Annotated in this window: 18 protein-coding genes; 11 read left to right on the top strand and 7 right to left on the bottom strand. The window is 70.7% G+C overall.

The genetic code is table 11. From position 1 onward, the window contains the following. The first annotated feature begins 141 nt into the window (after positions 1–141). A complete protein-coding gene (locus AB0L75_RS05830; protein WP_365175720.1) occupies positions 142–816 on the top strand; it encodes a GntR family transcriptional regulator in 675 nt (224 codons plus the stop codon). Further along, positions 813–2,123 (top strand): MFS transporter, encoded by a 1,311-nt coding sequence (locus AB0L75_RS05825; protein ID WP_365175718.1) that lies wholly within the window; start codon positions 813–815, stop codon positions 2,121–2,123. Before AB0L75_RS05830 ends, AB0L75_RS05825 begins: the two co-directional genes overlap by 4 nt. Before the next feature lie 89 nt (positions 2,124–2,212). On the opposite strand, the gene AB0L75_RS05820 is transcribed toward AB0L75_RS05825, so the two are convergent. Continuing rightward, a complete protein-coding gene (locus AB0L75_RS05820; RefSeq protein WP_365175716.1) occupies positions 2,213–3,037 on the bottom strand; it encodes a maleylpyruvate isomerase family mycothiol-dependent enzyme in 825 nt (274 codons plus the stop codon). Positions 3,038–3,219: 182 nt separating this feature from the next. On the opposite strand from AB0L75_RS05820, the gene AB0L75_RS05815 reads away from it, so the two are divergent. Then, on the top strand, positions 3,220–4,014 hold the full coding sequence (locus tag AB0L75_RS05815) for a carbon-nitrogen family hydrolase (protein ID WP_365175714.1): 795 nt from the start codon (positions 3,220–3,222) through the stop codon (positions 4,012–4,014). Positions 4,015–4,049: 35 nt separating this feature from the next. Here AB0L75_RS05815 and AB0L75_RS05810 read toward each other — a convergent pair whose 3' ends face one another. Both AB0L75_RS05810 and AB0L75_RS05805 read right to left on the bottom strand, forming a co-directional pair. Then, complete coding sequence (locus AB0L75_RS05810; protein ID WP_351566385.1) at positions 4,050–4,544, bottom strand: LURP-one-related family protein; 495 nt, start codon at positions 4,542–4,544, stop codon at positions 4,050–4,052. Next, the gene (locus AB0L75_RS05805; RefSeq protein ID WP_365175712.1) at positions 4,541–5,581 is read right to left on the bottom strand and encodes a helix-turn-helix domain-containing protein; all 1,041 of its coding nucleotides are present in this window, start codon (positions 5,579–5,581) and stop codon (positions 4,541–4,543) included. Before AB0L75_RS05805 ends, AB0L75_RS05810 begins: the two co-directional genes overlap by 4 nt. A gap of 52 nt (positions 5,582–5,633) precedes the next feature. Here AB0L75_RS05805 and AB0L75_RS05800 point away from each other — a divergent pair, with 52 nt between their 5' ends. Both AB0L75_RS05800 and AB0L75_RS05795 read left to right on the top strand, forming a co-directional pair. Then, on the top strand, positions 5,634–6,041 hold the full coding sequence (locus AB0L75_RS05800) for a cupin domain-containing protein (protein ID WP_365175710.1): 408 nt from the start codon (positions 5,634–5,636) through the stop codon (positions 6,039–6,041). A 61-nt stretch (positions 6,042–6,102) separates the two neighbouring features. Continuing rightward, positions 6,103–7,920 (top strand): thioredoxin-like domain-containing protein, encoded by a 1,818-nt coding sequence (locus AB0L75_RS05795; RefSeq protein WP_365175708.1) that lies wholly within the window; start codon positions 6,103–6,105, stop codon positions 7,918–7,920. 55 nt (positions 7,921–7,975) lie between these two features. Here AB0L75_RS05795 and AB0L75_RS05790 read toward each other — a convergent pair whose 3' ends face one another. The 3 genes from AB0L75_RS05790 to AB0L75_RS05780 form a co-directional block, all read right to left on the bottom strand. Then, positions 7,976–9,274 (bottom strand): M18 family aminopeptidase, encoded by a 1,299-nt coding sequence (locus tag AB0L75_RS05790; RefSeq protein WP_365175706.1) that lies wholly within the window; start codon positions 9,272–9,274, stop codon positions 7,976–7,978. 91 nt (positions 9,275–9,365) lie between these two features. Further along, positions 9,366–11,192: an acyl-CoA dehydrogenase gene (locus AB0L75_RS05785; protein ID WP_365175704.1), complete on the bottom strand. Its 1,827-nt coding sequence runs from the start codon at positions 11,190–11,192 to the stop codon at positions 9,366–9,368. Between the two features lie 132 nt (positions 11,193–11,324). Beyond that, positions 11,325–12,095 (bottom strand): alpha/beta hydrolase, encoded by a 771-nt coding sequence (locus AB0L75_RS05780; protein WP_365175702.1) that lies wholly within the window; start codon positions 12,093–12,095, stop codon positions 11,325–11,327. Positions 12,096–12,220: 125 nt separating this feature from the next. On the opposite strand from AB0L75_RS05780, the gene AB0L75_RS05775 reads away from it, so the two are divergent. The 5 genes from AB0L75_RS05775 to AB0L75_RS05755 all read left to right on the top strand — a co-directional run bounded on the left by AB0L75_RS05775 (position 12,221) and on the right by AB0L75_RS05755 (position 16,110). After that, positions 12,221–12,703: an SseB family protein gene (locus AB0L75_RS05775; RefSeq protein WP_365175700.1), complete on the top strand. Its 483-nt coding sequence runs from the start codon at positions 12,221–12,223 to the stop codon at positions 12,701–12,703. A 116-nt stretch (positions 12,704–12,819) separates the two neighbouring features. Beyond that, the gene (locus tag AB0L75_RS05770) at positions 12,820–13,791 is read left to right on the top strand and encodes a pirin family protein (RefSeq protein ID WP_365175698.1); all 972 of its coding nucleotides are present in this window, start codon (positions 12,820–12,822) and stop codon (positions 13,789–13,791) included. A gap of 205 nt (positions 13,792–13,996) precedes the next feature. After that, positions 13,997–14,287, top strand: a complete 291-nt coding sequence (locus AB0L75_RS05765; RefSeq protein ID WP_365175696.1) for a hypothetical protein — start codon at positions 13,997–13,999, stop codon at positions 14,285–14,287. A gap of 256 nt (positions 14,288–14,543) precedes the next feature. Further along, positions 14,544–14,786: a hypothetical protein gene (locus AB0L75_RS05760; protein ID WP_365175694.1), complete on the top strand. Its 243-nt coding sequence runs from the start codon at positions 14,544–14,546 to the stop codon at positions 14,784–14,786. A 226-nt stretch (positions 14,787–15,012) separates the two neighbouring features. Next, the gene (locus AB0L75_RS05755) at positions 15,013–16,110 is read left to right on the top strand and encodes an AI-2E family transporter (protein ID WP_365175691.1); all 1,098 of its coding nucleotides are present in this window, start codon (positions 15,013–15,015) and stop codon (positions 16,108–16,110) included. On the opposite strand, the gene AB0L75_RS05750 is transcribed toward AB0L75_RS05755, so the two are convergent. Then, a complete protein-coding gene (locus tag AB0L75_RS05750; protein ID WP_365175689.1) occupies positions 16,029–18,203 on the bottom strand; it encodes a SpoIIE family protein phosphatase in 2,175 nt (724 codons plus the stop codon). The genes AB0L75_RS05755 and AB0L75_RS05750 overlap by 82 nt on opposite strands. 238 nt (positions 18,204–18,441) lie before the next feature. Between AB0L75_RS05750 and aspS the strand changes: the two genes are divergently transcribed. Beyond that, positions 18,442–20,205: an aspartate--tRNA ligase gene (gene aspS / locus AB0L75_RS05745; RefSeq protein WP_365175687.1), complete on the top strand. Its 1,764-nt coding sequence runs from the start codon at positions 18,442–18,444 to the stop codon at positions 20,203–20,205. Positions 20,206–20,338 lie beyond the last annotated feature (133 nt).

Here is a 20,338-nt window from a genome sequence, read left to right as displayed (position 1 = left end):
GAGGTGGCGAGAGCAGTGGGCCGCACGTGTGAGACACGTAAGTAGCACAGAAGGTTGTGCGGCTGCTGCGGGAGGCCTTGGTCACGTCCGGATGCTGGACGCCGCTGCCGCATGCGTACGTGTTGTATCTATCCTGTGGGCATGAAGACGGCAGTCCAGCAGCCCACCCGCCGGCACGACAAGCCCCCGCCCGCCGCCGACCGCGTGTACGCCCACGTCAAGCAGGGCGTCCTGGACCGCCGCTACGAGGGCGGCACCCTGCTCACCGAGGGCGAGCTGGCCGAGGCCGTCGGGGTCTCGCGCACCCCCGTGCGGGAGGCGCTGCTGCGGCTGGAGGTCGAGGGCCTGATCCGGCTCTACCCGAAGAAGGGCGCCCTGGTGCTGCCCGTCTCGGCGCAGGAGATCGCCGACGTGGTGGAGACCCGCCAGCTGGTCGAGGAGCACGCCGCCCGCAAGGCCGTACCCGCCCCGCCGGGGCTGCTGGACCGGCTGACCGAGCTGCTGGAGCTGCAGAAGAAGCAGGCCGCCGCCGGCGACCTGGCCGGGGCCGCGGTGACCGACCGCAACTTCCACGCCGAGATCGTGCGCAGCGGCGGCAACGAGATCCTGTCCCGGCTCTACGACCGATTGCGCGACCGCCAGCTGCGGATGGGGGTCGCCGTCATGCACTCCCACCCCGACCGGATCGCCAAGACGCTCGCCGAGCACGAGGAGATACTGGACGCGCTGCGCGCCGGGGACGCGGAGGCGGCCGTCGAGGTCGTGCACCGGCATGTGAGCTGGTTCGAGCACCTCGCCCGGGGTGAGGTCCGATGAACGCTCCGGCGCGGAACGTCACTCTTCCGGGTGACCCGCCGGGCGGCCGGCGGGCCATCACCGTGTGGTCCATAGGCGTCGGCGTCTACTTCGTCGCCGTCATCTTCCGTACGTCACTGGGTGTGGCGGGACTGGACGCGGCGGACCGCTTCCATGTCAACGCCTCCGCCCTGTCCACGTTCTCCATCCTCCAGCTGCTGGTCTACGCCGGCATGCAGATACCCGTCGGCCTGCTGGTCGACCGGCTCGGCACGAAGAAGGTCCTCAGCATCGGGGCGGTCCTCTTCACCGCCGGGCAGCTGGGCTTCGCCTTCTCGCCCTCGTACGGCACCGCCCTCGCCTCCCGCGCCCTGCTGGGCTGCGGTGACGCGATGACCTTCATCAGCGTGCTGCGGCTCGGCACCCGCTGGTTCCCGGCCCGGCGCGGGCCGCTGGTGGCGCAGCTCGCGGGGCTGGTCGGCATGGCGGGCAACCTGGTCTCCACCCTGGTCCTCGCCCGGCTGCTGCACGGCATCGGCTGGACCCCGGCGTTCGCCGGCAGCGCGCTCGCGGGTGTCGTCGTCCTCGTGCTGACGCTGCTGTTCCTGAAGGACCACCCCGAGGGGTTCGAGCCCGAGCCGTCCCCGCATCAGGGCGCGGCCTACGTCCGCCGGCAGATCGCGGCGGCCTGGCGGGAGCCGGGTACGCGCCTCGGGCTGTGGGTGCACTTCACCACCCAGTTCCCGGCGATGGTGTTCCTGTTGCTGTGGGGTCTGCCGTTCCTGGTCCAGGCGCAGGGGCTCAGCCGGGCCACGGCCGGTGAGCTGCTCACCCTGGTCGTGCTGTCCAACATGGTGATCGGGCTGGTCTACGGCCAGATCGTCGCCCGGCACCATGCGGCGCGGCTGCCGCTGGCGCTGGGCACGGTCGGGGCGACCGCGCTGCTGTGGGCGGCGACGCTGGCGTATCCCGGTGCGCATGCGCCGATGTGGCTGCTGGTGGTGCTGTGCACGGTGCTGGGCGCGTGCGGGCCGGCCTCGATGCTCGGCTTCGACTTCGCCCGCCCGGCCAATCCGCCCGAGCGGCAGGGGACCGCGTCCGGCATCACGAACATGGGTGGATTCATCGCCTCGATGACGACGTTGTTCGCGGTCGGGGTGCTGCTGGATGCGACGGGGGACGACTATGCCGTGGCGTTCAGTGTCGTGTTTGTGCTGCAGGCGCTCGGGGTGTCGCAGATCCTGCGGCTGCGGGGGCGGGCCGCCCGGCGGGAGCGGGAGCGGTTGGTCGCCAGCCGGGTGGAGACGGTGCACGTGCCTGCGGCCTAGCCGAGTCCTTCCACCCGCCCATCGCCCGTTTCCGGCTGCCCGCTGCGGCCTGGCCCGGCCTGCGGTGTCACCGCGAGGTCCGTCATCCGCTACGGCGTCACCGTGAAGTTGCGCAGGATCGACGTCGACAGGTCCGGGTCGCCCTCGGTCTTGACCCGGTCCGCCACCGCCTCCGGGGTGACGCGGCCGCAGGCGAGGCGGACATAGGTCTCCCAGTCGAGGGTGAGGGTGGCGGCGGGGCCGAGGGCCGGCGCGGTTTCCAGGCTGCCGCGGCCCTGGATGTCGACGCGGATCGTGCGCAGGAACTCCACCGGGCCGTGCACGTCGAACACGATCGCCGAACTGCGCGGCGCGTCCGCGTCCTTCGCGACGACCTTGGGAAGCGCTTCCAGAAGGACGTCCCGCACGACATGCGCGCCGGGCGAGTCCAGGTTGCCGGGGCGGCCCAGGGCCGTGCGCAGGTCCTGCTCGTGCACCCACACGTCGAACGCGCGGGTGCGGTAGGCCTGTTCCACCGTGACTTCCGTGCCCAGCGGGCCGCGCACCGTGGCGCCGGGGTCGCGGGACTCGCCCCGCAGCTGGCGGTTGCGGCGGATGACCGTGTACTCCAGCTCGGCCGTCATCTCCGGCGCCGTGTGGTGACGGCGGACGTCGACCTGCATCTCCATGTACCGCTGGTGGTCGGTGGTGACGTGGAAGAGGTCACGCGGGAGCGAGTGGATCGGGCGCGGGTCGCCGAGCATCTCGCAGTCCAGGCCGATCACATGGGACACGACGTCCCGTACCGACCAGCCGGGGCACGGGGTCCGCCGGTTCCACTCGCCTTCCGCGAGCGACTGGACCATCTCGGATATCGCTTCGATGGAGTGCGTCCAGGCGTCGGCGTAGGGCTGGAGGGTGGGATGCAGACTCACGGAACGGGACCCCTCGGCGGTCGGTACACGGGCAGGTTGCGGCGGCGTTGCCAGCGGGCGGTGGCGGCACGGCGGCGGGTGTCTGAGTGGCTAAGTTACGCTGCCTCCAGGCACCCCGGCAGTGCTTTCGTGTGACGATCGTAGGCCTGTGTGGACGACTCGAATGCCAGGACGGTGGTACTGTGCGCGCTTCTCTGATCCAGATCGCTGTGAACGAGGGCGAATCGGTCGACTCCCGACGGCAGCGCACGGCCGCACTGGTCCGGCAGCAGGCCGGAGCCGATCTCGTCGTCCTGCCCGAGCTGTGGACCACGGGCGCCTTCGCCTACGAGGAGTTCGGCCGCGAGGCCGAGCCACTGGAAGGGCCGACGTACGAGACGATGGCCAAGGCCGCGAGCGACGCGGGCGTATGGCTGCACGCGGGGTCGATTCCGGAGCGGGACCCTGAGGGGCCGCTCTACAACACCTCTCTCATCTTCTCTCCCTCCGGTGAGCTGGCCGCCGCCTACCGCAAGATCCATCGCTTCGGCTTCGACAAGGGCGAGGCCGTGCTGATGGGCGCCGGGCGGGACCTGGTGACGGTCCGGCTGCCCGGCACCACGCTCGGCGTGGCCACCTGCTACGACCTCCGTTTCCCCGAACTCTTCCGCTCACTGGTCGACGCCGGCGCCGAGACGCTGGTGATCCCGGCGGGCTGGCCCGAGCGGCGACGCGCGCACTGGACGCTGCTGGCTCAGGCGCGGGCGGTGGAGAACCAGGCGTTCGTGCTTGCCTGTGGAACGGCCGGGACCCATGCGGGAGTTCCGCAGGCGGGTCACTCGATCGTGGTGGATCCGTGGGGAGAGGTGCTCGCCGAGGCGGGCCCCGACGAGGAGGTCCTCACCGTCGACTTCGACCCGGCCAGGGTGGCGACGACCCGCGAGCAGTTCCCGGCGCTGAAGGACCGGGTGCTGGGCCTGCGCCCGCCGCGCCGCTGAGGGCCTCGCAGCCTGCCTCAGTCGTCCTAGTCGTCCTAGTCGTCCTCCCGCTCCTTCTGGGCCAGGTGGATCACGCACACCGCCACCGCGATGAGCAGCGCCGGGTCCGCGTCGTCGCGCACGATGTCGACGCCGTAGGTGTCCCTCAGGTGCAGCCAGCGACGGGAGATCACCGCGAGGAGTTCGCCGTCGTACTCGATGGCGAACTCGTGGTCGAGGATCTTGCCGCTGACGTCCAGCACGGTGCCGTCGGCCAGGGAGACCCGGTAGTGGTTGCGCAGCAGGGACAGCCGTTTGCGCCTGATGGTGGCAAGGCCCTCGCCGTCCCGCTCGATCACCATGGTGTCGCGCAGGGCGAACATCTTCTGGTGGATGTCGATCAGGACGCGTCCGTGGGCGTCCTTCAGCTGGAAGGTGTCCCGCAGCCGCATGGCCTTGCCGTCGACGAGGAAGACCTTCCGGCCGTGCTCGTCCTCGATCCAGTAGTCGTCACCGATGCCGAGGAGCCGGTCGCGTACGAGGAGTCTCATGCGGATACCGTTCCCCGCCGCGGCGAGATCGTCACAGGGCCGGACGAAGCGTCATGGGCCGGGAGAAGCGGGGGCCGTGGCGGTCCGAAGCGGCGCCGGTAGTCCGAGGGGCTCAGCCCTGTCTCCCGGCGCAGCCGGGCCCGCAGATTGGCCGCCGTACCCAGGCCGCTGCGGGCCGCGACGACGTCCAGGCGTTCCTCGCCCCGTTCGATCAGCCGGCAGGCCAGCGCCACGCGCTCGCCGGTGAGCCAGGCCAGCGGCGTCGTCCCCAGCTGGGTGCGGAAGCGGCGGTGCAGGGTGGCGGGGCTGACGGCCGCGCGGGCGGCGAGGTCCGCCACCGTCAGCGGTTCGCCCAGCCGTTCCTGCGCCCAGGCCAGCAGCGGGCCGAGTGACTCGTCGGGCACGTCGGGCACCGGACGCTCCACGAACTGCCGCTGGCCGCCGTCCCGGTGGGCGGCGAAGACCAGCCGCCGGGAGACATGGTTGGCGATCTCGGCGCCGTGGTCCCGGCGCACGATGTGCAGGCCCAGGTCGAGCGCCGAGGCGCTGCCGGAGGCGGTCAGGATGTCGCCGTCGTCCACGAAGAGCACGTCCGGCTCCAGGCGCACCCCGGGGAAGCGGCTGTGGAAGGCCTCGGCCCACATCCAGTGGCAGGCCGCCCGGCGCCCGTCCAGCAGCCCCGCTTCCGCGAGGGTGAACGCGCCCGAGCAGAAGCCGACGAGCCGGGCGCCACGCGCGTGCGCCCGGCGCACGACGTCCAGGACGCGCTCCGCGCGCGGGACCTCGGTGTCGGGCCGGTTCGGCACGATCAGCGTGTCGGCCTCCTCGGCGGCACTCAGCCCGGCGACCCCGGTGAGCGTGAAGAAGCCGTCCCGCATCCGGGTCAGCGGCTCGGCGGCGCACAGCCGGAAGTCGTAGAGGTCCCGCCCCAGTTCGGGGCGGGGCAGCCCGAAGACCTCGATGGCGCAGCTCATCTCGAAGGGGTTGGAGTTCTCGTCGACCATCAGCACGACGCGGTGAGAGGATCCTTGCGGCATATGCGATTCCTAGCACTCGTGCGGCGGCCCGGGCCACCCGCACGATGGACCCATGGAACCGATCACCGACCCCAGGCAGCCGATCTCCCTCGACCACGCGCTCGCGTCCTTCACCGAGCGGTGGAGCCCGCGCATCGTGACCACCGTCAACGACTACGACGTGCGCGTGGCGAAGGTGGAGGGCGAACACCTCTGGCACGCCCACGACCACACCGACGAGTTCTTCCTGGTCCTCGACGGCGAACTGCACATCGCCCTGCGCGAGCCGGCCGGAGAGCGCACGGTCGTGCTGCCCAGGGGCTCGGTGTTCACCGTCCCACGCGGGATCGCGCACAAGCCGTACGCGCGCGTGCCCACCGAGATCCTCGTCCTGGAGCCCAGCGGCACCCTGACGGTCGGCGACCGGCACGATGAGGTGCCGGCCCACGTGGACGCCACCACCGGCCACGCCCTGTCCTGACGGTCCGCGAGCCCGCTTGGGCGCGGGGAGGGTGTCGGAGCCGGGTGGCACTCTTGGAGCCATGACCGACTCCGCACCCCGACGCGTCCGCGTCCGCGCTCCCGAGCTGACCGGCAAGGGCGGCTGGCTGAACACGGGCGACACCCAGTACACCCTCGCCGACCTGCGCGGACGCATCGTCGTCCTGGACTTCTGGACCTTCTGCTGCATCAACTGCCTGCATGTCCTGGACGAGCTGCGCGAGCTGGAGGAGAAGCACCGGGACACGGTGGTGATCATCGGCGTGCACTCCCCGAAGTTCGTGCACGAGGCGGAGCACCGGGCGGTCGTCGACGCGGTGGAGCGCTACGGCGTGGAGCACCCCGTGCTGGACGACCCGGAGCTGGCCACCTGGAAGCAGTACGCGGTGCGTGCCTGGCCCACCCTGGTCGTCATCGACCCGGAGGGGTACGTCGTCGCCCAGCACGCGGGCGAGGGCCACGCCCATGCCATCGAGCGCCTGGTCGAGGAGCTGGAGGCCGAGCACGGGGCGAAGGGCACCCTGCGCCGCGGCGACGGTCCGTATGTGCCGCCGGAGCCCGAGCCGACGACCCTGCGCTTCCCCGGCAAGGCGCTGCCGCTGCCGTCCGGGACGTTCCTGGTCAGCGACACCACCCGGCATCAGCTGGTGGAGCTGGCCGAGGACGCCGAGACGGTCGTACGGCGCATCGGCTCGGGCACGCGCGGGTTTACGGACGGCGGCCCGGACCAGGCGTCCTTCAGCGAGCCGCAGGGCCTCGCCCTCCTCGACGACGGCTCGGTGGCCGTGGCCGACACCGTCAACCACGCGCTGCGCCGGCTGGACCTCGCCACCGGCACGGTGAGCACCCTGGCCGGCACCGGAAAGCAGTGGTGGCAGGGGTCCGCCCGCTCCGGCCCGGCCCGCGAGGTCGACCTCTCCTCGCCGTGGGACGTGGCGGTCTTCGGCGGCAAGGTGTGGATCGCCATGGCGGGCGTCCACCAGCTGTGGACGTACGACCCCGTGGCGGACACGGTCGCGGTGGCGGCGGGCACCACCAACGAGGGCCTGGTCGACGGTCCCGGCGCCGAGGCCTGGTTCGCCCAGCCCTCCGGTCTCGCGGCCACTGCCGAGCGGCTCTGGCTCGCCGACTCCGAGACGTCCGCCCTGCGCTGGGTGGACCTCGACGGACACGTCCACACGGCGGTCGGCACCGGCCTGTTCGACTTCGGTCACCGCGACGGCGCCGCCGGCCAGGCCCTGTTCCAGCATCCGCTCGGCGTCACCGCCCTGCCGGACGGCTCGGTCGCCGTCGCCGACACCTACAACCACGCCCTGCGCCGCTACGACCCGGCGACCGGCGAGGTCACGACGCTGGCCACCGATCTGCGCGAGCCCAGCGACGCCGTCCTCGACGGCGCGGACCTCGTGGTCGTGGAGTCGGCCCGGCACCGGCTGACCCGGCTGCGGCTGCCCGAGGAGGCGGTCCGCGTGGAGTCGGTCGCCCACCGCACCCAGCGCGCGGCCACGGAGGTGCGCCCCGGCAGACTGCGGCTGGACGTCGTCTTCCAGGCCCCGGCAGGCCAGAAGCTGGACGTCCGCTACGGCCCCTCGACCCGCCTGCTGGTCTCCTCGACCCCGCCCGAGCTGCTGCTCAAGGGCGAGGGCGCGGACACGGACCTCGCGCGCGAGCTGGAGCTGAACCCGGCCGTCCCGGAAGGCGTCCTGCACGTCTCGGCGATGGCGGCCTCCTGTGACGACGACCCGGCGAACGAGTACCCGGCCTGTCATGTCCACCAGCAGGACTGGGGCGTCCCGGTCCGCCTCACCGAGGGAGGGACGGACCGGTTGCCGCTGGTGCTGGCGGGGATGGACGAGTAGGGCCCGGCTCCCACCGGCCCTCCGGGAACCAGCTCTCCTCAAGGGCTGCCGGCGACTAGCCCTCCAGGAACGCCACCAGCGCGTTCGCCAGGAGGAACGGGTCGTCGGCGCCGCACAGTTCGCGGACGCTGTGCATGGAGAGGATCGCGACGCCGATGTCCACGGTCCGGATGCCGTGCCGGGCCGCGGTGATCGGGCCGATCGTGGTGCCGCACGGCATGGAGTTGTTGGATACGAAGGTCTGGAACGGCACGTCCGCCTTCTCGCAGGCGGCGGCGAAGACCGCACGGCCCGAACCGTCCGTGGCATAGCGGTTGTTGACGTTGACCTTGAGGATCGGGCCGCCGTTGACCCGGGGGTGGTGCGTCGGGTCGTGCCGCTCCGCGTAGTTGGGGTGGACGGCATGGCCCGTGTCGGACGACAGGCACACCGTGCCGGCGAAGGCGCGGGCCCGGTCCTCGTACGAGCCGCCGCGGGTGAACACCGAGCGCTCCAGGACCGATCCGAGCAGCGGGCCGTCCGCGCCGGTGTCCGACTGGGAGCCGTTCTCCTCGTGGTCGAAGGCGGCCAGCACGGGAATCCGGGTGAGCGAGGCGCCGGAGGTCGCGACGGCGGCCAGCGCGGCCGCACCCGCGTGCACCGACAGCAGGTTGTCCATCCGGGGGCCGGCGAGCAGTTCCCGGTCGCGGCCCAGATACGCCGGCGGCTCCACCGGATGCGTCATCAGGTCCCAGCCGGTGGCCGAGCCGGCCGTGAGCCCGGCCTCCTGCTCCAGGAAGGCGATCAGATCGCCGTCCCGCACATCGTCGCCGAGGCCCCAGATCGGCTGGAGATGGCGCTGCTTGTCGAGCTTGAGCCCCTCGGTGCTGACCGAGCGGTCCAGGTGGATGGCGAGCTGGGGCACGCGCAGCAGCGGCCGGTCCACATCGACCAGGACGGTGGAGCCGTCGCGCAGGCTGAGCCGGCCGGCCAGGCCCAGGTCGCGGTCCAGCCAGGAGTTCATCAGCGGGCCGCCGTAGATCTCGACGGCCACCTGACGCCAGCCGTGCGCCCCGCTGTCGGGCCGCGGTTTGATCCGCAGGTTCGGGGAGTCGGTGTGCGCGCCGACGATATGGAACGGCGTGTGCGCCTCGGCGCCCTCGGGGACGTACCAGGCGATGATCGCGCCGCCGCGCAGCACGTACTTGCCGCCGCTCGACCCGTCCCAGGAGTCCGTCTCGGCGACCTGCCGGAAGCCTGCCTTCTCCAGCCGCTCCGCGGCATTGGCCACGGCGTGGTACGGCGTCGGGCTGGCCGCGAGGAAGGACATCAGGTCGTCGGTGTGGCCGCGGTCGAAGCGGGCTGCTGCGCTCATGGGATTCACCTTAACGACGTGCACGGGCCCGCTCCCGGAAAGGGAGCGGGCCCGCACAGTATCTACAGGGACGTATCTTCAGGAGCGCTTTCTAGAACGCGTCCTCGTCCAGCTCCATCAGGTCCAGCTCGACGCCCTCGGCGACCTTGCGGGCCAGCGTGACGCCCGGCAGGACGTTCGCCGCGAAGAACTTCGCCGCGGCGATCTTGCCGGTGTAGAAGGCCTGGTCCTTGGCGGAGGCCGTGGCCAGCTTCTCGGCGGCGACCGCGGCGCCCTTCAGCAGCAGGTAGCCGACGACGACGTCGCCGGAGGCGAGCAGCAGGCGGGTGGTGTTCAGGCCCACCTTGTAGATGTTCTTGGTGTCCTGCTCGGTGGCCGCGAGGTCGGTCAGCATCAGGCCGACGATCGCCTCCAGCTCCACGGCCGCCTTGGCCAGGTGCTCACGGGCGCCGGCCAGGTCCTCGCCGCCGGTGCCGAGCGCCAGGAACTTCTTGATGTCCTCGGCGAGGGAGTTCAGCGCGGCGCCCTGGTTGCGGACGATCTTCCGGAAGAAGAAGTCCTGGCCCTGGATCGCGGTGGTGCCCTCGTACAGGGTGTCGATCTTGGAGTCCCGGATGTACTGCTCGATCGGGTACTCCTGCAGGAAGCCGGAGCCGCCGAAGGTCTGCAGCGACTGGGCGAGCTGCTCGTAGCCCTTCTCGGAGCCGTAGCCCTTGACGATCGGCAGCAGCAGGTCGTTCAGCGCGTGATCGGCGCCGGCGTCCTCGCCGGCCGCCTCCTTGATCTGGATCGCGTCCTGGACCGAGGCGGTGTACAGCACCAGGGCGCGCATGCCCTCCGCGTACGCCTTCTGCGTCATCAGCGAGCGGCGCACGTCCGGGTGGTGGGTGATGGTGACCTTGGGCGCGGCCTTGTCCATGAAGTTCGCCAGGTCCTGGCCCTGGACGCGCTCCTTGGCGTACTCCAGCGCGTTCAGGTAGCCCGTGGACAGCGTGGAGATCGCCTTCGTGCCGACCATCATGCGGGCGAACTCGATGATGCGGAACATCTGGCGGATGCCGTCGTGCTTGTCACCGATGAGCCAGCCCTTGGCGGGGTGCTGGTCGCCGAAGGTCATCTCGCAGGTGTTGGAGGCCTTCAGGCCCATCTTGTGCTCGACGTTGGTGGCGTAGACGCCGTTGCGCTCGCCCAGCTCGCCGGTCTCGAAGTCGAAGAGGTACTTCGGGACGAGGAAGAGGGACAGGCCCTTGGTGCCGGCACCGGCACCCTCGGGACGCGCGAGCACGTAGTGAAGGATGTTCTCCTCCATGTCATGCTCACCGGAGGTGATGAAGCGCTTGACGCCCTCGATGTGCCAGGAGCCGTCCTCCTGCTGTATCGCCTTGGTGCGGCCGGCACCCACGTCGGAGCCCGCGTCGGGCTCGGTGAGCACCATGGTGGAGCCCCAGGTCTTCTCCACGGCGATCTTGGCGATGTGCTTCTGGGCCTCGTTGCCCTCCTCGAAGAGGATGCCGGCGAACGCCGGGCCCGAGGAGTACATCCACACGGCCGGGTTGGCGCCCAGGATCAGCTCGGCGTAGGCCCAGATCAGGGAGCGCGGGGAGGTGGTGCCGCCGATCTCCTCGGGCAGGCCGAGCCGCCAGTACTCGGAGTCCATGAAGGCCTGGTAGCTCTTCTTGAAGGACGCCGGGACCGGTGCGGTGTTGGTCTCCGGGTCGAAGACCGGCGGGTTGCGGTCGGCGTCGGCGAAGGACTCGGCCAGCTCGTTCTCCGAGAGGCGGGTCATCTCGTCGAGGATGCTCTTGGCGGTGTCGGCGTCCATCTCCTCGAACGGGCCGGTGCCGTACACCTTGTCGCGCCCCAGTACTTCGAAGAGGTTGAACTCGATGTCGCGGAGATTCGGCTTGTAGTGCCCCATGGCGACGGCTCCGTAGAGAGATCGGCGAGGCACTGACTCCTCGCACCTAGTTCACGTAACAACAAGTAGCTACGATGATGCTACCCGTCGGTAATAAGAAGCAACCCCTGTCCGCCCAAGTGTGAGAAGGGTCTACTCCTCCCTGTCCGGGAACCGGCTCGTGAGCCCGCCCGTGAGCAGGGCCGCCCACCGGTCGGGGTGCTCGGCGAAAGGCAGGTGACCGCCCGGTATCTCCACCAGCCGGGCTCCTCGGATGCCCGTCGCCACCGCACGGTGCAGCCGGGGCGGGATCAGCGGGTCGTCGACGGGTGAGACGACCAGTGTGGGCGCGGTGATACGGGCCAGATCGGCGGTCACGTCGAGGCGCTCCACCAGCTCCGTGTGCTCCGGCGTGCCCGCCGGGGCGCCCTCGCCCGTCTCCTTCACCGCTCTGTCCAGCTCGTGTGGGCTCATCGCCGCCAGCGCCGCCGGGCTCAGGCACTGTGCGAGCAGGAAGCGCCCGAGCGTGTCCGTGTCACCGGCCTCGGCGAGCGACCGCCATACCCGCGCGATGAGCCGGACCCGCGCGTCGGCACGGGCGAAGGGCGCGGTGAGGGTGAGGGCCGTGACCCGCTCCGGGTGGCGCGCGGCCAGCCGTATCGCCACCGCGCTGCCCAGCGAGAAGCCGGACACGGCGAACCGCGTGACACCCGCCGCGTCGGCGGCGGCCGTCAGCCGGTGGGCCAGCTCGTCCAGGTCCAGCGGCCGGGTGGCGCGCGGGGTGCTGCCCGCGCCCGGCCAGTCGACGCCGATCACCCGGTGTCCGGCCGTCAGCTCGTCCATCACCGGGCCGTAGTTGGCGGCGACCGAGCCGCCGGCGCCGTGGGCGAGGAGCAGGGTGGGGCGCGAAGTGCCGCAGGACATGGGATCCCCCTCGAAGTCGATATCCGTATCGCTCGATACAAAAACCGTAGCAGCATTATCTAGCGTCCGCTACATAAATTCTCCCGGGCGCCACCGCGCCGCTTCCGCTCGGTACGCTTGCGCCCATGTACGGATACGGCCAGCCCATGGACGGCGGCGCCGCCCAGCAGCAGTACGCCCAGCCGCAAGGCCAGCCGGGCGGTGTCGGCGGGTACGGCCAGCAGCCGCCGCTATACCCGGAGCCGTCCCCGCCCTCGCTCGCGGACGCGGTGCGCGCCTTCACCACCGGGCAGATGTCCGCCGAGGACTTCCAGCAGATCCTCGCCACGTCGAAGGTGTACTGCCCGCGTGGCGACACCCCCGGCTTCCTCGCCCTGCACAACACCCAGCAGCCGGTGATCCCGATGTTCACCTCGCTCAAGGAGTTGCGCCGGTACGCGGGCAAGGAGTCCAAGTACTTCGTGATCACCGGTGCGGAGGTCATCGACCTGCTGCCCACCGGCTACGGCTTCGTCCTGGACATGGAGGGCGAGCACCGGATGGTGTTCGACGCGAAGGCGGTCGAGCAGATGGTCGACTTCGCGATGCGCCGGATGTACGGCGGCTGAGTCCGCACGCCCCGCGCGACCCAGGGCCCGGAGGGAATTCCCTCCGGGCTCTTTCTGTTGGTGGTGGCAGAAAGTTCAACGCTCAACTAAAGTGGGCGCACAAGGAGGTACCGACCATGCCTGCAGTGACCGTCGAGAACCCGTTGACGCTGCCCCGGGTGACCGCTCCGGCTGATGCCGTGGCCCGTCCCGTGCTGGCCGTCACGACCGCCCCGAGCGGGTTCGAGGGCGAGGGTTTCCCGGTGCGCCGGGCGTTCGCGGGGATCAACTACCGCCACCTCGACCCGTTCATCATGATGGACCAGATGGGCGAGGTGGAGTACGCGCCGGGCGAGCCCAAGGGCACCCCGTGGCACCCGCACCGCGGCTTCGAGACCGTGACCTACATCATCGACGGAGTCTTCGACCATCAGGACTCCCAGGGTGGTGGCGGCACCATCACCAACGGCGACACCCAGTGGATGACCGCGGGCTCGGGCCTGCTGCACATCGAGGCCCCGCCGGAGTCTCTCGTCGTGTCCGGCGGTCTCTTCCACGGCCTGCAGCTGTGGGTGAACCTCCCGGCCAGGGACAAGATGATGGCGCCGAGGTACCAGGACATCCGGGGCGGGAACGTCCAGCTGCTGACGACTGCGGACGGCGGTGCGCTGCTGCGGGTCATCGCGGGTGAGCTGGACGGTCACGCCGGTCCCGGCATCACGCACACGCCCATCACGATGATCCACGCGACCGTCGCCGCGGGCGCCGAGGTCACCCTGCCCTGGCGTGAGGAGTTCAACGGCCTGGCCTATGTACTCGCGGGCCGCGGCAGCGTCGGCGCGGAGCGCCGGCCGATCCACCTCGGGCAGACCGCCGTCTTCGGCGCCGGGTCCTCGCTGACCGTCCGCGCGGACGAGAGGCAGGACTCCCACACGCCGGACCTGGAGGTCGTCCTCCTCGGCGGGCAGCCCATCCGTGAGCCCATGGCCCACTACGGTCCGTTCGTCATGAACACCAGGGAAGAGCTGATGGAGGCCTTCGAGGACTTCCAGAAGGGCCGTCTGGGGACGGTCCCGGCCGTTCACGGGATGTCCGAGGGCGGGCTGTAAGTCCTTCGCCGAACGACCGCAGAACAAAGCCCCGTCCGGCAAGTTCCGGACGGGGCACGGTAGTTGGGGGGCCGTCACATGGAAACCCCCGATCGGAATGCCCGCGGTGCTCGGCCGTGCGAGTGGTTAGTTCGGTGAGTGGTTTTTCAGAATGAATGCCGGGGAAGCTTGGCGGCGACCTGTCGTCCCGTATGAGGTTGGAACCGTGCGCGCATATAGAGCCCTGGTCATCGCGATTGCCACTCCCGTCCTGCTCGCCGCGGCCGGAACGAGTGGTGCATACGCTGCCGCTCCGCAAAAGCCCGCCATCAAGGGGGAAGCCCCCGAGCCCAAGCCCGCCGCAGGCCGTGCGGGAGGCGAGGACTGGCTCGCTTCCGACGACGATGAGAGGCCGGAGGAAGGCATCCTCTACAGTTTCGCGAACAAATTTTTCGAACCGTATTCCGGCGCGAAAGGCGGAAAGGGCCAGGAGGCCCCATCGAAGCCTGCTGAGTGATCCGGATCAAGCAGCTCGGGAATTCTGTCCAGGAAATGATGCCCCGTCCGGCGGTGCCCGGGCGGGGCTTTGTGTGTGGTGCGGGGGCGGAGGTTGCGCTCCGGGCAAGACGGCACGCCGACACGAATGGACCAACTCCGTAAGGCGTTACGGCGATCGGGCCCATAGCGTCGCAAGTGCGCTACTCGTTCCAGGGCGCGCATGAGTGGTCGCTCGTGGTTGACGACACCTCACACAACCAGTTCAGGAGACACATATGAGCAGCATCCGCAGGGCCGTGGCGTGCACCGCGGCAAGCGTCCTCCTCTCCGTCGGCGGGCTCGCGGTGGCCGCCCCCGCCCAGGCTCAGGATGAGGTACCTGCAGCCACCGCCCAGCAGAGCGCGCCCACGGGCGGCCTCGGCGGCCTCCTCGGCAACGGCAACGGGAACGACAACGGGAACAACTGCGGCCTCCTGGGCCTCGGTTGCCTCCTGCACGGCGTGCTCGGCATCCTCTGAGGAAGTGCCGACAGCGCTCGACCAGTCATCACGTGAGCGGCCGCCTCGCGCAGAGGCGACCGCTCACACCTGCGCGGGCGGGGAACGAGCCCGACGCCGACCATCTCCATGAAGACGCCGACCATCTCCATGAAGAGGACCGGCGAAGTCGTGAAGCCGCCGACCACCTCACCCACCCGGCCCCGTACGGCAGGACACCCGCCGGCGCCCGTGATCCGCTGGACGCGTGCAGCTGTTGCCCGATCCCGTGCGCCGTCTCGCCGCCTGGTGTGCCGTGCTGCTGCTGGTCGCCGGAGTGGGCTGGGTCGGGGTGCGGTTGTGCGGCGAGTTCCGTACGGCCGTCACCCCGGTGCTGCTCGCCCTGCTCGGGACCGCGCTGCTCGGCCCGCTGTACCGGCGGCTCGTGCGGGCCGGCGTGCAGGCGTCGGTGGCGGCCGGGCTCACCTGTGTCGCCGTCGTGGCCGTCGTCGGCGGTGCCGTCTACATCGTCGTCGCCGCGCTCATCGACACCGGCGACCAGATCATCGCCTCGCTCCGGGACGCCGCCAAGGCCGTCTCCCAGCACTTCGGGGCCGCCGGCACCGGGCTGGACGACCTCGCCGCCAACTCCCGCAAGCTGCTGAGCAGGTTCGGCGGTACGGCCGCGTCCAACGTCATCAGCGGGGTCAGCGTCGCCGCCGAGAGCCTCGCGATGGCGGTGCTGGCGCTGCTGCTCGTCTTCTTCTTCCTGCGCGACTCCCACCGGGCCGTCGAGACCCTCCGGTCCGTCGCCCCCGGCGACACCGCCGACACCCTGGAGGCCATCGCCCGGCGCGCCTTCGAGGCGGTGGAGGGGTTCATGCGCGGGACGACCGTCATCGCGCTCATCGACGCCGTGTGCATCACCGTCGGCCTGCTGATCCTCCAGGTGCCCGGCGCGATCGGGCTCGGCGCGCTCGTCTTCGTCGGTGCCTACATCCCCTACCTGGGCGCTTTCATCTCCGGCGCGGTGGCCGTCCTGGTCGCCCTCGCCGACCGTGGTTTCGTCATCGCGCTGTGGGCGCTCGGGGTGGTGCTCGCCGTGCAGGTGCTGGAGGGACATGTGCTGCAGCCGGTCATCCAGAGCAGGACCGTGCAGATGCATCCGGCCGTGGTGATGCTCGCCATCACCGCCGGGGCCTCCGTCGCGGGCATCCTCGGCATGCTGCTCGCCGTACCGCTGACCGCGGCCGCCTTCGGGGTCGTACAGGAGCTGCGGAGCCGTTACGCGGCGCCCTCCGACGCCTCTCCGTCGGACGCCTCGCCCTCCACCGCACCGCCCTCCGACACGTCGTCCGGCTCGTAGAGTTCGAACCAGATGCTCTTGCCCTCGCCCCGCGGGTCCACGCCCCAGGCGTCCGCGAGCAGCTCGATCAGCATCAGGCCGCGGCCGGAGGAGGCCAGTTCACCGGGCCGGCGCTTGTGCGGAAGGTCGTCGCCCGTGTCGGTGACCTGCACCCGCAGCCGCCGCGCCCTCGTCTCCCCGGTCACCTCGGCGAGCAGCAGCGCGTCGGTGTCGGTGTGGACGAGGACGTTGGTGACCATCTCGGAGACCAGCAGCACCGCCGAGTCGATCTGCTCGGCGGCGGCCCAGTCGTGCAGCAGCTCGCGCAGGTGCTGGCGGGCCTCGGCGATCCGGTCCGGCTCGTCCTGCGCCACCGACAGCAGCGTGCGCCGCACCTGCGGCCGTACGGTCACCGTGGCGCCGCAGCCGCAGCCCTCTCCCGGGCGACACAGCAGCACCAGCGCGATGTCGTCCTCGCGCCGGTCGGTCAGCGGGCCGACGGTGTGGTGCGAGGACGGCCCGTGCACACCCTGCACCAGAGTGTCGGCCAGCGATTCGAGATCGCCCTCGTGGTCCTCCAGGATCGCGCGCAGCCGCCGCCAGCCGCTGTCCAGGTCGTGCCCGCCCGTCTCGATCAGGCCGTCGGTACAGAGCATCAGCGTCTCGCCCGGCTCCAGCGTGAACCGGGTCGTCGGATAGTCCGCGTCCGGGTCGATGCCGAGCGGCAGGCCGCCCGCCGTCGGCCGCATCATCACCGTGCCGTCGGCCATCCGGATCGCCGGGTCCGGGTGCCCGGCACGGGCGATCTCCAGCATGCCGGTCACCGGGTCGGCCTCCACATACACGCAGGTCGCGAAGCGGAGGTCGGCCATCTGGTCGTCGTGGGTGATGCCGTGCAGAAACCGGGAGGCGCGGGAGAGCACGGCGTCCGGGCGGTGACCCTCGGAGGCGTAGGCGCGCAGGGCGATGCGCAGCTGGCCCATGAGGCCCGCGGCCCGTACGTCGTGACCCTGTACGTCGCCTACGGTCAGCGCGAAGCGGCCGGAGGGCAGCGGGATCATGTCGTACCAGTCGCCGCCGACCTGGAGACCGCCGCCGGTCGGGATGTACCGGGCGGCCACCTGCATGCCGGGGATCTCCGGGCCGAGCGAGGGCAGCATGGAGCGCTGCAGGCCCTCCGTCAGCTCGCGCTCGGACTCGGTGGCCTCGGCCCGGGACAGCGCCTGGGCGAGCATCCGGGCCACCGTGGCGAGGACGGCGCGCTCATCGGGGGTGAACGCCACCGGATAGGCGAAGGCCGCCATCCAGGCGCCCATCGTGCGTCCGGCCACGGTCAGCGGCAGAAAGGCCCAGGACTGGCGGCCGAAGTGCTGGGCGAGCGGCCAGGTGACCGGGTAGCGGGCCTTGTACTCCTCGGGCGAGGACAGATACACCGCGCGGCCGGTGCGGGCGACCTGGGCGGCCGGATAGTCGGTGGTCAGCGGCATGTTCGAGAAGGGGCCCAGGTCGCCGGGCTGGTGCCCGTGCTGGCCGATGATCGTCAGCCGGTCGCCCTCCACCCCGAACACCACCAGCCCGTCCGGCGAGAAGCCCGGCATCGACAGGCCGCCGGCCACCCGCAGCACCTCCGCCGTGGACCGCGCCTCCGCCAGTGCCCGGCCCGCGTCCAGCAGAAACGCCTCCCGTGAGCGCCGCCAGTCGCCGGTGACGGCGCTGCGGGCGGCCTGTGTGCCCGGGGTCGGCTCGGTGACCTCCTGAAGGGTGCCGATCAGCTGGTACGCCTGCCGCTCGGGGTCGTAGGAGGGTTTCGAGCGGCTGCGGACGACCCGCAGGATGTTGCCCTGCTCGTCCATGATCCGGATGCGCACCTCGGCGAGCGTGCCCTCGGCGACGGCCAGCGGGACCACTCCGGTGATCTCGTTCCAGTCGACCGGGTGCAGCCGGGCCCGGGTCTGGGCCTCGGTGAGGGTGGTCGCCTCCGCGGGCAGCCCGAGCAGCCGCGCCGCCTCCGCGTCCACGATGACCAGTCCGGCGGCCGTGTCCCAGTGCCACAGCCCGGTTGCGAGGGCGGCGAGGACGTCCCCGATGGCCGGAAGCGGCTCGCCTGTACGCATTGCCCCACTTTAGGAAGACGCGAGCGGCTGCTGCCACCGTAGAAAAGGAGGATCCTGCCGACCCGTATGTACGGAGGATCCTCCAGTGGAGGGCGCGGAAACGGAGCGGAGAGCACGGAAAAGGGTGGAGAGCCGATCTTGGGGTGCCCGGTACCCTTGATGGGTCCGGGCCCCGTGCCCGTTCTTGCCGGGGAGAGCAAGCCCCGCAGACCTCACACACGAAGGACGATGAACGACGATGCATCGGTACAGGTCCCACACCTGCGGCCAGCTCCGCGCCTCTGACGTCGGCACCGACGTCCGGCTGAGTGGCTGGCTGCACAATCGGCGCGACCTGGGCGGCATCCTCTTCATCGATCTGCGTGACCACTACGGCATCACGCAGCTGGTCGCCCGTCCCGGCACACCCGCGTACGAGGCCCTGGACAAGATCTCCAAGGAGTCCACGGTCCGCATCGACGGCCGCGTTGTTTCACGTGGAACCGAGAACGTGAACCCGGACCTGCCGACCGGTGAGATCGAGGTCGAGGTGGCCGAGGTCGAGCTGCTGGGCGCCGCCGCCCCGCTCCCCTTCACCATCAACGCCGAGGACGGGGTCAACGAGGAGCGGCGCCTGGAGTACCGCTTCCTGGACCTGCGCCGCGAGCGCATGCACCGCAACATCATGCTGCGTACGGCCGTGATCTCGGCGATCCGCCACAAGATGACGGCGCTGGGCTTCAACGAGATGGCGACGCCGATCCTGTCCGCGACCTCCCCCGAGGGCGCCCGCGACTTCGTCGTCCCCTCCCGTCTGAACCCGGGCAAGTTCTACGCCCTGCCGCAGGCCCCGCAGCAGTTCAAGCAGCTGCTGATGATCTCCGGCTTCGACCGCTACTTCCAGATCGCGCCCTGCTTCCGCGACGAGGACGCCCGCGCCGACCGCTCGCCGGGCGAGTTCTACCAGCTCGACGTCGAGATGAGCTTCGTCGAGCAGGAGGACGTCTTCCAGCCGATCGAGCAGCTGATGACCGAGCTGTTCGAGGAGTTCGGCAACGGCCGCCATGTCACCTCTCCCTTCCCGCGGATCCCGTTCCGCGAGGCGATGCTGAAGTACGGCTCCGACAAGCCGGACCTGCGCGCCAAGCTGGAGCTGGTGGACATCACCGATGTCTTCGAGGGCTCGGAGTTCAAGGCCTTCGCCGGCAAGCACGTGCGCGCGCTGCCGGTGCCGGCGGTCCAGGACCAGCCGCGCAAGTTCTTCGACCAGCTCGGCGACTTCGCGATCTCGCTGGGCGCCAAGGGCCTGGCCTGGGTCCGCGTCGGCGAGGACGGCACGCTGTCCGGCCCGATCGCGAAGTTCCTCACCGAGGAGAACGTCGCCGAGCTGACCAAGCGGCTGTCGCTGGCCCCCGGCCACGCGATCTTCTTCGGCGCGGGCGAGTTCGACGAGGTCTCCAAGATCATGGGCGCGGTGCGGGTCGAGGCCGCGCGCCGGGCCGGTCACTTCGAGGAGAACGTCTTCCGCTTCTGCTGGATCGTCGACTTCCCGATGTACGAGAAGGACGAGGAGACCGGCGCGATCGACTTCTCGCACAACCCCTTCTCGATGCCGCAGGGCGGCCTGGAGGCCCTGGAGACCCAGGACCCGCTGGACATCCTCGGCTGGCAGTACGACATCGTCTGCAACGGCGTCGAGCTGTCCTCCGGCGCGATCCGGAACCATGAGCCGGACATCATGCTCAAGGCCTTCGAGATCGCGGGCTACGACCGGGAGACCGTCGAGGAGAAGTTCGCGGGCATGCTCCGCGCGTTCCGCTTCGGCGCCCCGCCGCACGGCGGCATCGCCCCCGGCGTGGACCGTATCGTCATGCTCCTCGCGGACGAGCCCAACATCCGCGAGACGATCTCCTTCCCGCTCAACGGCAACGCCCAGGACCTGATGATGGGCGCCCCGACCGAGCTGGAGGAGTCCCGCCTGCGCGAGCTGCACCTGAACATCAGGAAGCCGCAGCCGAAGTAGACCCTTCGCCGGATGGCCTTGTGAGGGCCCGCGACCGATACCGGTCGCGGGCCCCTCGCGTATCCGGTCCATCCGGTTCCTCGACCCCCTCCCTGGGCATGTATGCGGCACCCCTGCTACGGGTGAGGCAAGG

This window comes from Streptomyces sp. NPDC052101 (assembly GCF_040680235.1).
Lineage (GTDB): Bacteria > Actinomycetota > Actinomycetes > Streptomycetales > Streptomycetaceae > Streptomyces.
The sequence above is the reverse complement of the archived record's forward strand: the minus strand, read 5'-3'. Positions and strand labels throughout refer to the sequence as shown.